At 71.7% G+C, this 16,412-nt stretch carries 12 protein-coding genes and 1 pseudogene; 7 read left to right on the top strand and 6 right to left on the bottom strand.

What is annotated here, in order from left to right; translation table 11 throughout:
- Nucleotides 1–141: 141 nt before the first annotated feature.
- On the bottom strand, nucleotides 142–987 hold the full coding sequence (locus PUR53_RS34515; protein ID WP_329897695.1) for a siderophore-interacting protein: 846 nt from the start codon (nucleotides 985–987) through the stop codon (nucleotides 142–144).
- Between the two features lie 174 nt (nucleotides 988–1,161).
- Entirely contained in the window at nucleotides 1,162–2,091 is a 930-nt protein-coding gene (locus PUR53_RS34510) for a 5'-3' exonuclease (RefSeq protein WP_329897714.1), read from the bottom strand.
- Between the two features lie 503 nt (nucleotides 2,092–2,594).
- Here PUR53_RS34510 and PUR53_RS34505 point away from each other — a divergent pair.
- The 4 genes and pseudogenes from PUR53_RS34505 (at nucleotide 2,595) to PUR53_RS34490 (ending at nucleotide 8,307) form a co-directional block, all read left to right on the top strand.
- Nucleotides 2,595–3,740 carry a quaternary amine ABC transporter ATP-binding protein gene (locus PUR53_RS34505; protein WP_329897696.1) on the top strand — a complete coding sequence of 382 codons (1,146 nt, stop codon included), beginning with the start codon at nucleotides 2,595–2,597 and terminating at the stop codon, nucleotides 3,738–3,740.
- A pseudogene (locus tag PUR53_RS34500) lies at nucleotides 3,733–6,344 on the top strand (ABC transporter permease/substrate binding protein). Before PUR53_RS34505 ends, PUR53_RS34500 begins: the two are co-directional and overlap by 8 nt.
- Before the next feature lie 621 nt (nucleotides 6,345–6,965).
- Nucleotides 6,966–7,547 (top strand): helix-turn-helix domain-containing protein, encoded by a 582-nt coding sequence (locus tag PUR53_RS34495; protein ID WP_329897698.1) that lies wholly within the window; start codon nucleotides 6,966–6,968, stop codon nucleotides 7,545–7,547.
- Between the two features lie 7 nt (nucleotides 7,548–7,554).
- Nucleotides 7,555–8,307 (top strand): helical backbone metal receptor, encoded by a 753-nt coding sequence (locus PUR53_RS34490; RefSeq protein ID WP_329897699.1) that lies wholly within the window; start codon nucleotides 7,555–7,557, stop codon nucleotides 8,305–8,307.
- On the opposite strand, the gene PUR53_RS34485 is transcribed toward PUR53_RS34490, so the two are convergent.
- On the bottom strand, nucleotides 8,234–9,403 hold the full coding sequence (locus PUR53_RS34485) for a TDT family transporter (RefSeq protein WP_443080397.1): 1,170 nt from the start codon (nucleotides 9,401–9,403) through the stop codon (nucleotides 8,234–8,236). The two genes, PUR53_RS34490 and PUR53_RS34485, sit on opposite strands and share 74 nt — an antisense overlap.
- Before the next feature lie 175 nt (nucleotides 9,404–9,578).
- Here PUR53_RS34485 and PUR53_RS34480 point away from each other — a divergent pair, with 175 nt between their 5' ends.
- Nucleotides 9,579–10,508 carry a LysR family transcriptional regulator gene (locus PUR53_RS34480; protein WP_329897701.1) on the top strand — a complete coding sequence of 310 codons (930 nt, stop codon included), beginning with the start codon at nucleotides 9,579–9,581 and terminating at the stop codon, nucleotides 10,506–10,508.
- A 193-nt stretch (nucleotides 10,509–10,701) separates the two neighbouring features.
- Nucleotides 10,702–11,655 carry an aminoglycoside phosphotransferase family protein gene (locus PUR53_RS34475; RefSeq protein WP_329897702.1) on the top strand — a complete coding sequence of 318 codons (954 nt, stop codon included), beginning with the start codon at nucleotides 10,702–10,704 and terminating at the stop codon, nucleotides 11,653–11,655.
- 255 nt (nucleotides 11,656–11,910) lie between these two features.
- On the opposite strand, the gene PUR53_RS34470 is transcribed toward PUR53_RS34475, so the two are convergent.
- From PUR53_RS34470 to PUR53_RS34460, 3 genes are all read right to left on the bottom strand, one after another.
- A complete protein-coding gene (locus PUR53_RS34470) occupies nucleotides 11,911–12,594 on the bottom strand; it encodes a gamma-glutamyl-gamma-aminobutyrate hydrolase family protein (RefSeq protein ID WP_329897703.1) in 684 nt (227 codons plus the stop codon).
- A gap of 63 nt (nucleotides 12,595–12,657) precedes the next feature.
- Complete coding sequence (gene eat, locus PUR53_RS34465; RefSeq protein WP_329897704.1) at nucleotides 12,658–14,097, bottom strand: ethanolamine permease; 1,440 nt, start codon at nucleotides 14,095–14,097, stop codon at nucleotides 12,658–12,660.
- A 96-nt stretch (nucleotides 14,098–14,193) separates the two neighbouring features.
- A complete protein-coding gene (locus tag PUR53_RS34460; protein ID WP_329897705.1) occupies nucleotides 14,194–14,940 on the bottom strand; it encodes a FadR/GntR family transcriptional regulator in 747 nt (248 codons plus the stop codon).
- A 105-nt stretch (nucleotides 14,941–15,045) separates the two neighbouring features.
- Between PUR53_RS34460 and PUR53_RS34455 the strand changes: the two genes are divergently transcribed.
- The gene (locus tag PUR53_RS34455; protein ID WP_329897706.1) at nucleotides 15,046–16,404 is read left to right on the top strand and encodes a glutamine synthetase family protein; all 1,359 of its coding nucleotides are present in this window, start codon (nucleotides 15,046–15,048) and stop codon (nucleotides 16,402–16,404) included.
- Nucleotides 16,405–16,412 lie beyond the last annotated feature (8 nt).

Genomic DNA, 16,412 nt, shown 5'->3' with positions numbered 1-16,412 from the left:
CGGTCGAGGCGCCGCCGATGCCGTACGGGACCCACCCGGCAGCAGCACTAGCAGCACAGCAGCGTCGGGAGCGTAGGCCGGACGTCGGGGGCGCGGGGTCTCCGGGCGCGGTGGCCGGACGGACTCAGGGGCGCCGTGGGGTCACGTCGTCGACGCAGTGGTCTCCTGCTCGGCCTCCACGCGGGCGTTCCACTCCTTCTTCGAGGCCTGCCAGCCGTCCTCGTCATGGCCGAGGCGCCAGTAACCGGAGACGGACAAGTCCTCGCGGGGGATGGCGAGTTCGACGCGGAGCAGACGGCGCAGCTCCTTGACGAAGCCGGCCTCGCCGTGGACGAAGGCGTGCATGCGGCCCTCGGGGAACTGGAGCGCGCGTACGGCCTCGACGAGGGCCGCGCCGACGGGGCGGTCGCCGCGGTGCAGCCAGACCACCTCCACATCGGAGTTGATCTTCTGCTCCTCCTCGGGGCCGGCGACCTCGACGATCGCGTGCGCGCGGGAGCCGTCGGGCAGGGCCTCCAGCGACGCGCCGATCGCCGGCAGGGCGGACTCGTCACCGACGAGGAGGTGCCAGTCGGCCTCCGGGTTGGGTGCGTACGCGCCGCCGGGGCCCAGGAAACGGATCAGTTCGCCCGGCTGGACCCGGGTGGCCCAGGGGCCCGCGATGCCCTCGTCGCCGTGGAGAACGAAGTCGAGGGTCAGCTCGCGCAGGTCGGGGTCCCAGGCGCGCACGGTGTACGTCCGGGTCACCGGCCACTGGTCCCGGGGGAACTCCGCGCGGATCCGCTCGATGTCGAAGGGCTCCGGGTAGGTCACACCCTCGGGCCCGAAGAGGAGTTTCACATAATGATCGGTGCTCCCACGCAAGGAGAACTCGGCGAGGCCGTCACCACCGAGTACGACGCGCTGCATGTGCGGGGTGAGCCGCTCGGTGCGGACGACTCGCGCGGAGTGGGGCTTCGGGGTCCTGCGTACCGGACGCTCTGCCATGACGGCCTCCCAAATACCTAGCTAAGGCTTGCCTAAGTTACCATCTCCCCCCTGTGAACACCCCACGCTCGGAGCGTGTACGAGGACTTCACGATGTGAATCGCGCCTCAGAACCCTCACTACCGAAGTGTCACCCCGCCCTCCGGCGTACGCCCCCTCCGCAGGGCGTAGATCTCACATACCGAGCGTCGCCCGCAGCCGCTGCAGTGATCCGCCGAGCCCCCACCGCGCCGCGATGGCCTCCAGCGCCGCCGGATCCCGCGGTTCGCGCGGGAGTGCCGTGTCGACGTCCGGCAAGGGTACGTCCGCCGCCACCAGGACCACCTTGGGCGCGACCGCGACATAGGCCCGGGCCTCGTCGAGCCTCTTGCGCTGCGACGGGGTCAGTTTCGCCGCCGGGTCGTCCACGGCGGCCATGATCCCGGCCAGGTCCCCGAACTGGTCGAGCAGCTTCGCCGCCGTCTTCTCGCCGATGCCCGGCACCCCCGGCAGACCGTCGCTCGGGTCGCCGCGCAGCAGGGCCAGATCCGCGTACCCGCGCCCGACCACCCCGTACTTCTCGCGCAGCCACGCCTCGTCGGTGAGCTGCAGCGTGCCCACACCCTTGAGCGGGTACAGCACCCGTACTTCGCGCTCGTCGTCGACCAGCTGGTACAGGTCGCGGTCGCCGGTGACGATGTCGACCGGCTCCTTGGCCCGGGCGGTGAAGGTGCCGATCACGTCGTCCGCCTCGTACCCGGCGACGCCCACGCGCGCGATGCCGAGCGCGTCCAGCACCGCCTCGATGATCGGCACCTGCGGCGAGAGGGTGTCCGGCACCTCCTCCTCGTCCGGGCCGACCTCGTGCTCCTCGGCGACGCGGTGCGCCTTGTAGGAGGGGATCAGGTCGACGCGCCACTGCGGCCGCCAGTCCGCGTCCATGCACGCCACCAGGTCCGTCGGCCGGTGGTCCTTGACCAGGCGGTCGATGAATTCGAGCAGCCCGCGCACGGCGTTCACCGGGGTGCCGTCCGGGGCCTTCACGGATTCCGGCACCCCGAAGTAGGCGCGGAAGTACAGCGAGGCGGTGTCGAGAAGCATCAGGCGTCGGGTCACGCCCCGCATCATGCCGTACGCCACGGACACCCGGCCGCCGACGCAGCAGCACGTAGCCCGCCCCACACCGGCGCACGCGGGCCCCGCGGCCCCGGCGCGCGGCCCTCGGCGCGATAGCAGGTGCCTTCCGTCGCGCCAGCGCGTGGGCCTAGGCGCGGCAGCCCGCGCGTGGCCCTCGACCTGGCAGCCCGCGCGTGGCCCTCGACCTGGCAGCCCGCGCGTGGCCCTCGACCTGGCAGCCCGCGCGCCCCGTCACCCCAGCGCGTGGCCCCCGTCGCACCGGCCCGTGCGCCCCGTGGAGGCGTTCCGTGAACGCCCCTGGCCTGCGGTGAACGCCCTGTGAAGCGGGACACGGGCGCGTTTCGGTCGGTCCGGCGGGGGCAGGCGCGGCCCCGGAGCAGCGCCGGTCGTGGTGTCGACACCACGGGCCGGGCGGGCCGATCCCGCCGCGCTCCACGGCCGGCCTGCGGGCGGGGGAGGCGGGCCGTTCCATCGCTATCCAAGAGGTGCATGTGTCAGCCAGGGAGTCCTCCAGACTCGAAGCCGAGGGCCTGTTCAAGGTGTTCGGCAGACGACCCGACGACGCGGTGGACCGGCTGAGGGCCGGCGCCGACCGCGAGGAACTGCGTGCCGAGGGCACCACCGCCGCCGTGATCGATGCCTCCTTCACCGTGGAGCCGGGCCAGATCTTCGTCGTCATGGGCCTGTCCGGGTCGGGCAAGTCCACGCTGCTGCGCATGCTCAACGGGCTCCTGGAGCCCACCGCGGGCCACGTCCGCTTCGGCGGCCGGGACCTCACCACGATCGACGACCGCGAACTGCGCGCGGTTCGGGCCACCGGTATCAGCATGGTCTTCCAGCACTTCGCGCTCTTCCCCCACCGCAGCGTCCTGGAGAACGCCGCGTACGGCCTGGAGGTCCAGGGCGTGCCGCGCGCCGAACGGCTGCGGCGCGCCACCGAGGCCCTGGCCCTGTGCGGCCTGGCCGGCTGGGAGAAGTCCTGGCCCGACGAGCTGTCCGGTGGTATGCAGCAGCGCGTGGGCCTGGCCCGCGCCCTCGCCACCGACGCCGACGTACTGCTGATGGACGAGTCGTTCAGTGCACTCGACCCCCTGATCCGCCGTGACATGCAGGACCAGCTGCTGGAACTCCAGCAGACCCTGAAGAAGACCATCGTGTTCATCACGCACGACCTCAACGAGGCCATGCGCCTCGGCGACCGCATCGCCGTCATGCGCGACGGCCGCATCGTGCAGACCGGCACCGCCGAGGACATCCTGATCCGTCCCGCCGACGACTACGTGGCGTCCTTCACCCAGGACGTCGACCGTTCCCGGGTGCTCACCGCCGGGGCCGTGATGGACACGGCCGTACGCGGTGACGAGGCGGACTGCGGCTGCGGTACCGCGACGCCCGACACGCCGTTCGCGGAGCTCTGCGCGCTCAGCGCCCGCCTGTCCCACCCGGTCGCCGTGCTCGACCGGAGGGGCGCCGTCGTCGGCGTGGTGCCGCAGCGCCGCCTGATCGGCTTCCTCGGCGACCAGGACGGCTCGCACGGCCCACACGACCCGCACGACGCGCAGGGCGCCCCCGCGGCCCCCATGCCCTGCGACGCCCCGCGCGAGAAGGTCGTACAGGCGGTGAAGGCCAGTGCCTAGGATCCACCTCGGCGACTGGGTCGCTCACGGCGTCGACTGGCTGCGGGACCATCTCGGGCCGCTGTTCGACCTCGTCAAGGTGGTCGTCGAGGCCATGTACGACGCGGCGAACGCGGTGCTCATCGCCCCCGACCCCCTGCTCCTCGCCGGCATCCTCGCCGTGCTCGCCTTCTGGCTGCGCGGGCTGCTCCCCGGCGTCCTGGCCTTCGCGGGCCTGGCGCTCATCGACTCGATCGAGCAGTGGGAACCGGCGATGAACTCACTCGCGCTGGTGCTGGTCTCCTGCGTGATCATCTTCGCCGTCGCGATGCCGATCGGCATCTGGGCCGCCCGCAGCCGCGCGGTCAGCGGCGCGATCCGCCCCGCGCTCGACTTCATGCAGACGATGCCGGCGATGGTCTATCTGATCCCGGGCATCTTCTTCTTCGGCGTGGGCCCGGTGCCCGGCATGGTCGCCACCATCGTCTTCGCGATGCCGCCCGCCGTCCGCCTCACCGAACTCGGCATCCGGCAGGTCGACGCCGAACTCGTCGAAGCGGCCGAGGCGTTCGGCACCCCTCCGCGCCGCACGCTGTGGCGGGTGCAGCTGCCGCTGGCGCTGCCCACGATCATGGCGGGCGTCAACCAGGTGATCATGCTGGCCCTGTCGATGGTCGTCATCGCGGGCATGGTCGGCGGCGGCGGACTCGGCTCCACCGTGTACGACGGCATCAGCTCCGTGGACGTCGGCCTCGGTTTCGAGGGCGGTATCGCGGTCGTCATCCTCGCGATCTACCTCGACCGGATGACCGGCGCCCTCAACCAGCGCGTGTCCCCGCTCGGCCGCCGTGCCCTCGCCAGGGCGAACACGGCCCTCGGCGGTCCGCGCTTCCTGCGCTGGAGGCCGGCCACCCCGGTCGCGATGGTCGGTGTGGTCGTCCTCGCGCTGGTCGCCGGCGGCCTGAACATGTTCGGCAGGTCGGACGACGCCACCGAGGTCACCACGAACGTCGGCCAGGGCCGCCCGATCAGCATGGGGTACATCGACTGGCCCGAGGGCGTCGCCTCCACGTACCTCTGGAAGGAGATCCTCCAGCGGCGCGGCTTCACCCCGGAGACCAGGTCGCTGGAGGTCGGCGCCCTCTACAACGGTCAGGCGCAGGGCAGCGTCGACATCCAGACCAACTCCTGGCTGCCGGCCACGCACGCCTCGTACTGGGCCAAGTACAAGGACCGGCTGGAGGACTACGGCAGCTGGTACGACGAGACCTCGCTGGAGATCGCCGTCCCCTCCTACGTCAAGGGCGTGAAGTCCCTCGACGACCTCAAGGGCAAGGGCCCCCTGTTCAAGGGGAAGGTCTACGGCATCGAGCCGGGCGCGGGCGAGACGAAGCTCTACGAGGACAAGGTCCAGCACGTCTACGGCCTGAAGGGCGAGTACGAGCTGGTCAAGTCCAACACCTCGGCGATGCTGGCCCAGCTGGACCGCGCCTACCAGAAGAAGGAACCCATCGCGGTCACGCTCTGGTCGCCGCACTGGGCGTACGACAAGTACGGGCTGACCAAGCTGAAGGACCCCGAAGGCGCCTTCGGCGCGGGCGACGGGATCCACACCCTCGGGCGGAAGGGCTTCGCCGCGGACGAGCCGCAGGTCGCGCGGTGGCTGAAGGACTTCAAGCTCACCGACGCGCAGCTCACCTCCCTCGAAGGTGCCGTCCAGGACGCCGGAAAGGGCCACCAGGAGGACGGCGTCAGGGCCTGGCTGAAGAAGAACCCCGGGATCGTCGACAAGCTGGCCCCGGTCGCCAAGTCCCGCTACGCGGAGGGCCGGCAGGCCGGTGCCGCGCCGGTCATCGGCTACCCGGCGTGGGACGAGGGCATCGCCGTCACCCACCTCTGGGAGAACGTCCTGGAGAAGCGCGGCTACCGGCCGAAGAAGACCAAGCTCGACATCGGTCCCCTCTTCACAGGTCTGTCCACAGGTCAGGTCGACGTCGAGTTCGACGCCTGGCTGCCCGTCGCGCAGAAGGCGTACTGGGACAAGTACGAGAACGATCTCGTCGACCTCGGTGCCTGGTACGACAGGACGTCGCTGGAGATCGCCGTGCCGTCGTACGTGAAGGGCGTACGCACGATGGACGATCTGCGGGCGCACAAGGACGAGTTCAAGGGCCGGATCGTCGGTATCGAGCCCGGCACCGGCCAGATGGTCCGGCTGGAGAACACCGTCATGCCCGCCTACGGACTGTCGGACTTCAAGCTCACCAAGGCCGGGACGAGTTCGATGCTCGCCGAACTGGACCGCGCCTACGCGAACAAGGAGCCGATCGCGGTCGTGCTCTGGTCGCCGCACTGGGCGTACGACAAGTACGACCTGACACGGCTCGCCGACCCCGAGAAGACCTGGGGCGCGAACAACCAGATCCGTACGCTCGCGCACCGGGACTTCCCCGAGAAGTACTCCGAGCTCAACGGCTGGCTGAAGAACTGGCACATGACCCCGGACGAGCTGATGAGCCTGGAGCAGGCCATCCAGCAGGCCGGGCGGGGCAGGAGGACGAGGGCGTCGAGAAGTGGATCGACGCGCATCCGGGGATCGTCGACGAGATGGCCCCGGTGAAGTAGCGGTGAGTAGCGCGGTGAAGTAGCGCGGTGAGGCAGCCGGACGCGACGTCCCGAACGGACGAGGGGGGTCGCGTACTGGCGTACGAGAAAGATCAGGACAACCCTGGGGCGGTCCGCATCCATCCGGTTCCGCAGCCCGGCGGCCGGTGGGGCGGGCCGCTCCCGGGTGTTCAACTCCGTTTCCCCGTAACTGACTTCGTGGTGCGGGGAACGGCCGCGCCGTCCGCCCGCGACGATGTCGTGGCTGCGCGGGACGGTTTCGGGATGCGGCGGACGCCCACCGTCGGCCCGGTGACATGGTGTGCCGGAGAGCACACTCCACGTGGTCGCCGTCGCGGCGGCGGACCCCGCCGTGCCGTGCGCGGAGGCCGTGAAAGGGGAGGTGGGGCGGTGACCGCGCTGGCGAGAAGTGTGAGCATGGACCTCTGCCGTTTCGCGGGGATGTGCCGGGCACGTGAAACGGTTTGCCGAACATGCGTAGGGTGCAGAGAACTCATCAGGACAAGCGCGCCCGATGAGTGCCGGACGGGTGGGCATCCGTAACCGGACCAGTGAGCGTTCGCGAGCCCGCCCGGTGGGCGTCCGTGAGCCGACCGACGAGCGAAGGAGGGAGCCGGAGCGATGGGCGACCACAAAGAACAGCCCCTTCGGGTGGGCGCGGCCGTCCGGCGGCGGCGCCGGGCACAGGAGCTCACCCTCGCCGCCGTGGCCGAGCGCAGCGGCCTGTCGGTTCCCTTCCTCAGCCAGGTCGAGAACGAACGGGCCCGTCCCAGCAGGCCCTCCCTGGAACGCATCGCGGACGCCCTCGGCACCACCGCCGTCGAACTCCTCGCCGCGGCCGATCCGGCGTGCAGCGTCGACGTGGTGCGCGCCGCCGACGAGGACGGTTTCACGCCCCCCGAATCCTGCTCGCGCTCCCTGGTGCGCGGTCACCACCAGCTGCACGCCATGGAGTTCACCGGCGACCACGACGAGGGCCGCGAGGTCCAGCACCGCAACGACGAGCTGATGTACGTCGTCGACGGCGCCGTCGAGGTCGAGGCCGAGGGCCGCGCCCACCGCCTCGGACGCGGTGACACGCTGTACATGTCCGGTGGCGTGCGGCACCGCTGGCGGGCCACCGAACCCGAGACCCGGGTGATCGTGGTCGCCGTCGCGGACCACATCGAGGCCCTCGAGGACCGCCACCGCAAGGGCGCGTGAGGTCGCGGTGCGGTCCGTCTCCCGGGTCGTCTCCCTTGTCCCGTCCCTGACGGAGGCCGTCGCCGTCACGCTGCCCGGCGTGCTGGTCGGCGCCACCGACTGGTGCGCCCACCCGGGTGATCTTGACGTGGCGCGGATCGGCGGCACCAAGAACCCCAGGACCGACGACATCGTCCGCCTCGCCCCCGACCTCGTGATCGCCAACGAGGAGGAGAACCGGGAGCCGGACCTGACCGCCCTGCGGGAGGCGGGTGTCGAGGTCCTCGTCACCGAGGTACGGGACGTGCCGGGCGCCTGCGCCGAACTGGACCGGGTGCTGCGGGCCTGCGGGGCCCGCTCCCGGCCGCGCTGGCTGGACGAGGCGGAGTCGGCGTGGTCCCGGCCCCCGGGCGCCGTGGACGGTCCGCTGACGCCCGGCCGCCGGACGACCGCCGTCGTGCCCGTCTGGCGCCGGCCCTGGATGGTCCTCGGCCGGGACACCTTCGCCGGGGACGTGCTCGCCCGGCTCGGCGTGGACCACCTGTACACCGGGCACGCGGAGCGCTACCCCCGGGTCCCCGTCGAGGAACTGCGGGCCGCCGCGCCCGATGTCGTGGTCCTGCCCGACGAGCCGTACCGCTTCACCGCCGACGACGGCCCCGAGGCGTTCCCCGGGCTGCCGTGCGCGCTGCTCAGCGGCCGGCACCTCACCTGGTACGGGCCGTCGCTGGCCGAGGCTCCGCGGGTGCTGGACGCGGCGCTGCGAGCAGCCCGCCGCTGACCAGCCCGCGCACGGTGCACACGGCGGCGGTGGCCCAGGCCGCCAGCAGCAGCGCGTACAGCGCGACGGCGAGGACGTCGAGGGCGGCGAGCCCCGTGTGCCGGGCCAGTGCCGTCGCACCGGTCGCACAGGTGCCGACCGGGAAGGTGAACGCCCACCAGGCCATCGAGAACGGCATGCCCCGCCGCCGGGCGCGCACGACCAGGGCGGCGGCGAGCGCGAGCCAGAGCAGCGCGAAGCCCAGGACGGGGACGCCGTAGAGGACGGCGAACGGGGTGAAGGCGTGCGCGTACGGGGCCGGTACGGCGCCGGGGGCCGCGTCGGCGAGGTTGCCGACGGCGGTGGTCGACTGCCCGAGCGGGCCGAGGACCAGGAACAGGCTCGGCGTGAGCGCGAGCGGCAACGGCCCCGCCATGACGAGTCGGCCGCACACGAGCGGCAGCACGAGCAGAGTGGCCAGCAGACTCGTCCCGAACAACGCGAGACAGCCGAACAGCAGCGTCTGCCGGGCCTCCCCCGGCGGCAGGTACGGCACGAGCAGCGGACCGAGCGCGGCGGAGACCATGGGGGCGACGAGGGGGAGCAGCAGGACGGGGGTGATCTGGTGCGGCTGGGTCCGGTGCCGGGCGATCATCAGATAGGGGACGACCACGGCGGTGATCAGGCCCACGACCGTCCCGGCGCTGAAGAGCACGACGTCCAGGGCGATGGCCGCCCGTACGCCGATCCAGTCGCGGCCGACGACGAGGGCGCCGCCGCCGACGGCCAGCAGGGCCATGGAGAGGCAGCCGTGGAAGGGGGCCACGGCCGGGTCGAGGAGGTCGGCGCGGGCTTGGTCCCGATGGTGGGTCCAGTGCAGGGCGCGGGCACCGAGGACGGCGACCAGGGCGACGAGCGCGAGCGCCCACACCGCCGTGCAGGCCGTCCGCAGACCCGGGAGGCCCAGGGGGAGTCCGGCACCGGCGGAGGCCACGATCGCGGTGCCCATGACCGGGGCGTACCAGTTCGGCCCGAGGTGGCGGAGGGAGGGGAACGGGCGGGGGAGGGGGTGGGGGTGGGAGCGGGATCGGGAGGGGGAGTGCGGCGTGGAAGCCAGGACTGGTCGGACTGGTTGGACTGGTTGGACTGGTTGGACGGATTGGACGGATTGGACGGATTGGACTGGTTGGGCTGGGTGCGCCGGACGGACTGCGGTGGCCATGCAGCGAGCGTCTCGCTGCCGCGCGGGGCCCACCAGGGAGTTCGCTTGTATGGGGACATAAGCTGGGGTTATGAGTGAGACGAGCGGGGAGCGGGGCGGACTGGCCCACCGGGTGCCGGACCTCGGGGCGCTCGAACTGCTGCTGGCCGTGGCCCGGCTGGGCTCGCTCGGGCGGGCGGCGCGGGAGCTGGGGATCACCCAGCCCGCTGCGAGCAGTCGTATCCGCTCGATGGAACGACAGCTGGGGGTCGCGCTGGTCGACCGGTCGCCGCGCGGGTCCCGGCTCACCGACGCGGGGGCGCTCGTCACGGACTGGGCGCGGCGGATCGTGGAGGCGGCAGAGGCGTTCGACGTGGGCGCGCAGGCGCTGCGGGACCGGCGCGATTCGCGGCTCCGGGTCGCCGCGAGCATGACCATCGCCGAGTATCTGCTGCCGGGCTGGCTCATCGCGCTGCGCGCCGAGCGCCCGGACACGGCGGTCTCCCTCCTCGCGGGCAACTCGACGGTCGTGGCGGAGCGGCTGCTCGCGGACGAGGCCGACCTGGGGTTCGTCGAGGGGCCGACGGTTCCGGCCGGGCTGGACGCGGCCGTGATAGCGCACGACCACCTGATCGTGGTGACCGCGCCGAGCCACCCCTGGGCGCGCCGTCGCAAGCCCCTGGAGGCGGCCGAGCTCGCCTCCACGCCGCTGATCCTGCGCGAGAAAGGGTCGGGTACGCGGCAGGTGCTGGAGACGGCCCTGGGGGGCCTCGCCCGTCCGCTCATCGAGCTGTCCTCCACGACGGCGGTCAAGTCCTCCGCGCTGAGCGGCGCCGGCCCGGCGGTCCTCAGCGAACTCGCCCTAGGCGAGGAACTCTCCGCCCGCCGCCTGGTCCGCGTCCCGGTGAACGGCGTCCGCCTCCGCCGCGCCCTACGAGCAGTCTGGCCAACGGGCCACCGCCCGACGGGCCCGGCACGAGACCTGCTGGGGCTTACGAGGGGGGTAGCGGCCGGCGGGTGAGTGGTTCGGGCGCGGGTGCGTGGGGGCTGGTCGCGCAGTTCCCCGCGCCCCTGAAGGAGCCTTCGGCCCTTCGATAAAAGCACGGGGCGCAGCCCCTGCTTTTCAGGGGCGCGGGGAACTGCGCGAGAGGCCCCCAGCGGGGGCGAGGGAAATCTGGTGGCAGGGCTGAACGGGCAGCCGCCAGCATGGGGCGATGACCGTCACCGCCCCACCCGCCACCGGCGTCCGTACACCCTGGGAAGCCCTCCCCACCCCCGTCCGCGAAGCCGTCCACAACCTGCTCGGCGCCCCCGTGACCGAGGCGGTCACCCAGGACGGAGGCTTCTCCCCCGGCGTTGCCGCCCGAGTCGTCACCGCCACAGGCGACCGCGCGTTCGTGAAGGCGGTGAGCGCGCACTCCAACCCCGACAGCCCCGGCATCCACCGCAACGAGGCCCGCAACGCCGCGGCGCTGCCGCCGGAGGTGCCCGCGCCCCGACTGATCGGCTCGTACGACGACGGCACCTGGGTGGCCCTGGTGTTCGAGGACGTTGCGGGTCGACAGCCCCATGTGCCGTGGCGGAAGGACGAGTTGACGGTCGTGCTGAACGCCGTGGCGGACCTGGGTCGCGCGCTCACGCCCGCGCCCGTCGCCGCGCGCCCCCTCGTGGAGGGGGTGGCGGGCAACTTCCTGGGCTGGCAGCGGATGATCGACCGGGGGGATCGGGGTGAAGGGCTCGACCCGTGGACCGTGCGCGAACTGCCCAGGCTCGCCGAACTGGCCGCGCGCTGGGCCGACTTCGCCGTCGGAGACAGTCTCGCCCACTGTGACTTGCGCGCCGACAACATGCTGCTGACGAGGGACGACCGGGTCGTGTTCGTCGACTGGCCGCACGCGCACGGTGGAGCGGTGCCCTGGTTCGACCTGCTGTTGCTGCTGCCGTGCGTCCGGGCGCAGGGCGGGCCCGATCCGGAGGAGGTCTTCACCTCCCACCCCCTGGCCTACGGCGCCGACCCCGTCGGTGTCACCGCGACCCTCGCCGCCTTCGCCGGCTTCCTGATCGAGGGCTCCCGCCGCCCGCCGGTCCCCGGCATCCCCACCCTCCGCTCCTTCCAACGAGCCCAGGGAGAAGCGGCCGTGCAATGGCTGAGGACGCGACTGGGGTAGGACCGCTGGGGGCGTGGGCGTGAGGGCGAGCGGAGCCAAGACGGGGGGAGCGAGCGGAAGTGGGCGGCGCCCTGCGGCTTGAGGGGGCGCGTTGTCGGGTGCGGGTACGGGGGCTGGTCGCGCAGTTCCCCGCGCCCCTAAAAGACCAGGCCCTGCGGGCCTGAAAAGCACGGGCGCAGCCCCTGCTTTTCAGGGGCGCGGGGAACTGCGCGAGAAGCCCCACCGGACCGCAGCCGACAACGCGCCCTCCGCCGCTCAGGGTGTCGCGGCCTCCACCAGTGCCCGCATCACCCTCACGTCTTCGCCCATCTCCGGATGCCACTGCACGCCCAACACCCATGCGGGATCCGGTAGTTCGATGGCCTCGATCGTGCCGTCGGAGGCGTGGGCCGAGGGCAGCAGGCCGGTGCCGAGGTGGTCCACGGCCTGGTGGTGGTACGTGGGGACGTCCGTCTCCTCGGGGACGAGGTCGCCGTAGCGCGTGCCCGGTACCGGCTTCACCGCGTGGCGGCCGAAGACGCCGACCTCGACCACATGGTCGTCGATGTGCTGGATCAGCGTGCCGCCGAGCGCGACATTCAGCAGTTGCATGCCCCGGCAGATACCGAGCAGCGGCGTGCCCGTGTCCAGTGCCGCCCGGATCAGCGCCAGCTCCCACGCGTCGCGCGCCGGCGCGGCCGGGCCGCAGCGCGGGGAGCGCTCGGCGCCGTAGAGGGAGGGGTCCACGTCGGGCCCGCCCGCGATGACCAGGCCGTCGAGACGGGCGACCGCCTCGGCGGCGTACGACGGGTCGTCCGGCGGCAGCATCGCGGCCACGCCGCCCGCCGCCTGCACGAGCCGGGGGTAGCCGACCGGCAGCAGCGCCGCCTCCAGCTCCCAGACACCCCAGCGCGCGCCGGACTCCAGATACGTACTCACACCGATCAACGGCCTGGTCACACATGCTCCTCACGTGTGGAAGTCACGAAAGTCCCGCACCACAGGACCCCTAGCTCGGAACGCTCAGTCCCGTGCCAACTCTGCCTCGGCGGCGGCCAGCGCGGCGAATTCCTCCTCCGGCGCCTTCGCCACCAGGTGCTTGCGGCTGTAGAACCCGAAGTACGCCGCCGCGACCGCGTACACGCCGAGCGCGATGAGCGCCGCCGTCACGTCCACCAGGAACGTCGCCACCAGCGCCGAGCAGGCGAGGACGAGGGCGACCGAGGAGGTCAGCACCCCGCCCGGCGTACGGTACGGCCGCTCGAGTTCCGGCTCCCGGCGGCGCAGCACGATGTGCGACAGGGACATCAGCGCGTAGCTGATCGTGGCGCCGAAGACGGCGATGTTCAGCATCCGGCCGCCGTCCCCGCTGGCGGCGGCCAGCGCGAAGCCGATCGTGCCCGGCACCAGCAGTCCCAGGTACGGGGCCTTGCGGCCGCTGGTGAGGGACAGGACGCGGGGCAGGTAGCCGGCCCGGGAGAGCGCGAAGAGCTGGCGCGAGCCCGCGTAGATCAGCGAGAAGAACGAGGCGACGAGGCCGGCCAGACCGGCGTAGTTCACGAAGCGGCTGAGCGCGGTGGCCTTGCCGTCCGGCTGGAGCGCCTCGACGAGAGGGTTGCCCGCCGCCTGGATGGCGTTCGAGCCGCGTGCTCCGGCCGCGGCGAAGAAGGTGATCACGGCCAGCACCACGAGGACGCCCATCGACCAGCGGATCGCCTTCGGCAGCGTACGGGCCGGGTCCCTGGTCTCCTCGGCGGCCAGAGGAACGCCCTCGACGCCCAGGAAGAACCACATGCCGAACGGGAACGCCGCCCAGATGCCCAGCAGCCCCATGGGCAGCCAGGAACTCGCGCCGAACGCCGAGGAGTCGACCGGGATGTCGTCCAGCGCGGACACACTGAAGTCGGGCAGCGCGCCCAGGGCGAACACGATCAGGGCGAAGACCGCGATGCCCGTGACGACGAAGCTGGCGATCAGCGCCTCACCGACACCCCAGAGGTGGATGCCGATGAAGATCGCGAAGCAGACGAGGTAGACCGGCCAGCCGGACTCCAGACCGAACAGACCCAGCGACTCGACATAGTCACCGATGAAGATCACGATCGCGGCGGGGGCGAGTACGTACTCGATCAGGATCGCCGTGCCGGTCAGGAAGCCGCCCCACGGGCCGAGCGCCCGGCGTGCGAAGCCGTAGCCGCCGCCCGCCGTGGGCAGGATCGCGGACAGTTCGGCGAGGGCGAAGACCATACAGGCGTACATGGTGCCCATGAGCACCGTGGCGATCGCCAGACCGCCGAAGCCGCCCTCCGCCAGGCCGAGGTTCCAGCCGGAGAAGTCGCCGGAGACGACATAGGCGACGCCGAGGCCGGTCAGCAGCACCCAGCCGGCGCTGCCCCGGCGGAGCGTCCGGCGCTCCAGATAGTCGTCCGCCGCGTCGGCGGTGTCCGTGGCTTTCAGGGACATGGCGCACTCTCCCCACTCAAAGGAATGGATCCATACCTTTGTGGGGTGGGTGGCCGAAAAGCAATACCCCTGCGTTAAGCGAGCGTAAATACGTGCTCATCCGAGGAAGCCGCGCAGCAGGGCCGCCGTGCCCGCGCAGTGTTCCCGCATGATCTCCCGCGCCGCCTCCGCGTCCTCGTCGAGCACGGCTTCCACCAGGGCCGTGTGCTGCTGCTGCGAGTGCTCCAGGTTGCGCACCAGCAGCGGGATGCAGTCGAGCAGGTCGTTCACCCCGGCGCGTACGCCCGCGTACTGGGCGGCCAGCGAGGGCGAGCCGGACAGCTCGGCGATGGTCAGGTGGAGCAGGGTGTCCAGCCGGCGGTACTCCGTGAGCGGCGCGTTGTGCGTGCGTGCCAGGGCCCCGCGCAGCCGCTCGGCCTGGTCGTCGCTCAGGCCGTGCGCCGCGCACAGCCCTGCCGCGCCCACCTCCAGCACCTCACGGAAGCGCAGCGTGTCCTCGACGTCGATGCCCTTCAGGCGCCGGCGCAGCTCGTCCTCGTCCGGCGTGGCGACGCGGGGCAGCACGAACGTGCCGCCGTACCGCCCGCGGCGCGCCTCGATCAGACCCTGGTCCTGGAGCACCTTCAGCACCTCGCGCAGCGTCACCCGGCTGATCCCGAGCCGCTCCGCCAGCTCGCGCTCGGCCGGCAGCCGCTCACCGCCGGGTACCAGGCCGAGCCGGACCACCTGGAGGATCTGCTCCAGCGCCTCCTCGAAGCCGTTGCCCGCCCGGACCGGGCGCAGAACGGACGCCAGTCGGTCGTCGGCCCATGGAGTCTCCGGTTCCGCCCCTGTCCGCGACATGTGACCGTTCCCCCTTCCCAACTAATGGTTACGGGTAATACCTTATGGCTCCCGGATGGCTGAATGGCTCCGGGGTGGCCGAAGAAGCCCCTAGGAGGCTTTCCCGTGGCAGACCGCACACCCCCGCTCTCCGTCGAGGAACTCCACACCCTCGTCGCGGGCGGTGAGATCGACACTGTCGTCCTGGCCTTCCCCGACATGCAAGGGCGCCTCCAGGGCAAGCGGTTCGCCGCGCGCTTCTTCCTCGACGAGGTGCTCGCCCACGGCACCGAGGGCTGCAACTATCTCCTCGCCGTCGACACCGAGATGAACACCGTCGACGGCTACGCGATGTCCTCCTGGGACCGGGGCTACGGCGACTTCGCCATGCACCCCGACCTCAGCACCCTGCGCCGGGTGCCCTGGAACGAGGGCACGGCCATGCTCGTCGCCGACCTCGCCTGGAACGACGGCTCCCCGGTCGTCGCCGCGCCCCGCCAGATCCTGCGCCGCCAGCTGGAACGCCTCGCCGAACTCGGCTACACGGCCAACGTCGGCACCGAGCTGGAGTTCATCGTCTTCAAGGACACCTACGAGCAGGCCTGGGACGCCGGCTACAAGGGTTTGACCCCGGCGAACCAGTACAACATCGACTACTCGGTCCTCGGCACCGGCCGTATCGAGCCCCTGCTGCGGCGCATCCGCAACGAGATGGCGGCCGCCGGGCTGACCGTCGAGTCCGCCAAGGGCGAGTGCAACCCCGGCCAGCACGAGATCGCCTTCAAGTACGACGAGGCCCTGGTCACCTGCGACCAGCACGCGATCTACAAGACCGGCGCCAAGGAGATCGCCTCGCAGGAGGGCGTCTCGCTCACCTTCATGGCGAAGTACAACGAGCGCGAGGGCAACTCCTGCCACATCCACCTCTCCCTCGCGGACGCCGACGGCACCAACGTCATGGCCGACGGACAGGACATGTCCCAGGTCATGCGGTACTTCCTCGCCGGACAGCTCGCCGCCCTGCGCGACTTCTCGCTGCTCTACGCCCCCAACATCAACTCCTACAAGCGGTTCCAGCCGGGCTCCTTCGCCCCCACCGCCGTGGCCTGGGGCTACGACAACCGCACCTGCGCCCTCAGGGTCGTCGGCCACGGCCGCTCGATGCGCTTCGAGAACCGGCTCCCCGGCGGTGACGTCAACCCGCACCTCGCCGTCTCCGGACTGATCGCGGCCGGCCTGTACGGCATCGAGCAGAAGCTGGAACTGCCGGAGGTGTGTGCCGGCAACGCCTACGCCGCCGAGTACGACCACGTGCCGACCACCCTGCGCGAGGCCGCCGAACTCTGGGAGAACAGCCCCATCGCCAAGGCCGCCTTCGGCGACGAGGTCGTCGCGCACTACCTGAACATGGCCCGCGTCGAACTGGCGGCCTTCGACGCCGCCGTGACCGACTGGGAGCTGCGCCGCTCCTTCGAACGTCTGTGAGGCACCCC

Origin of the sequence: Streptomyces sp. SP18BB07 (assembly GCF_036322545.1) — a bacterium.
GTDB lineage: Bacteria > Actinomycetota > Actinomycetes > Streptomycetales > Streptomycetaceae > Streptomyces > Streptomyces deccanensis.
The sequence above is the reverse complement of the archived record's forward strand: the minus strand, read 5'-3'. Positions and strand labels throughout refer to the sequence as shown.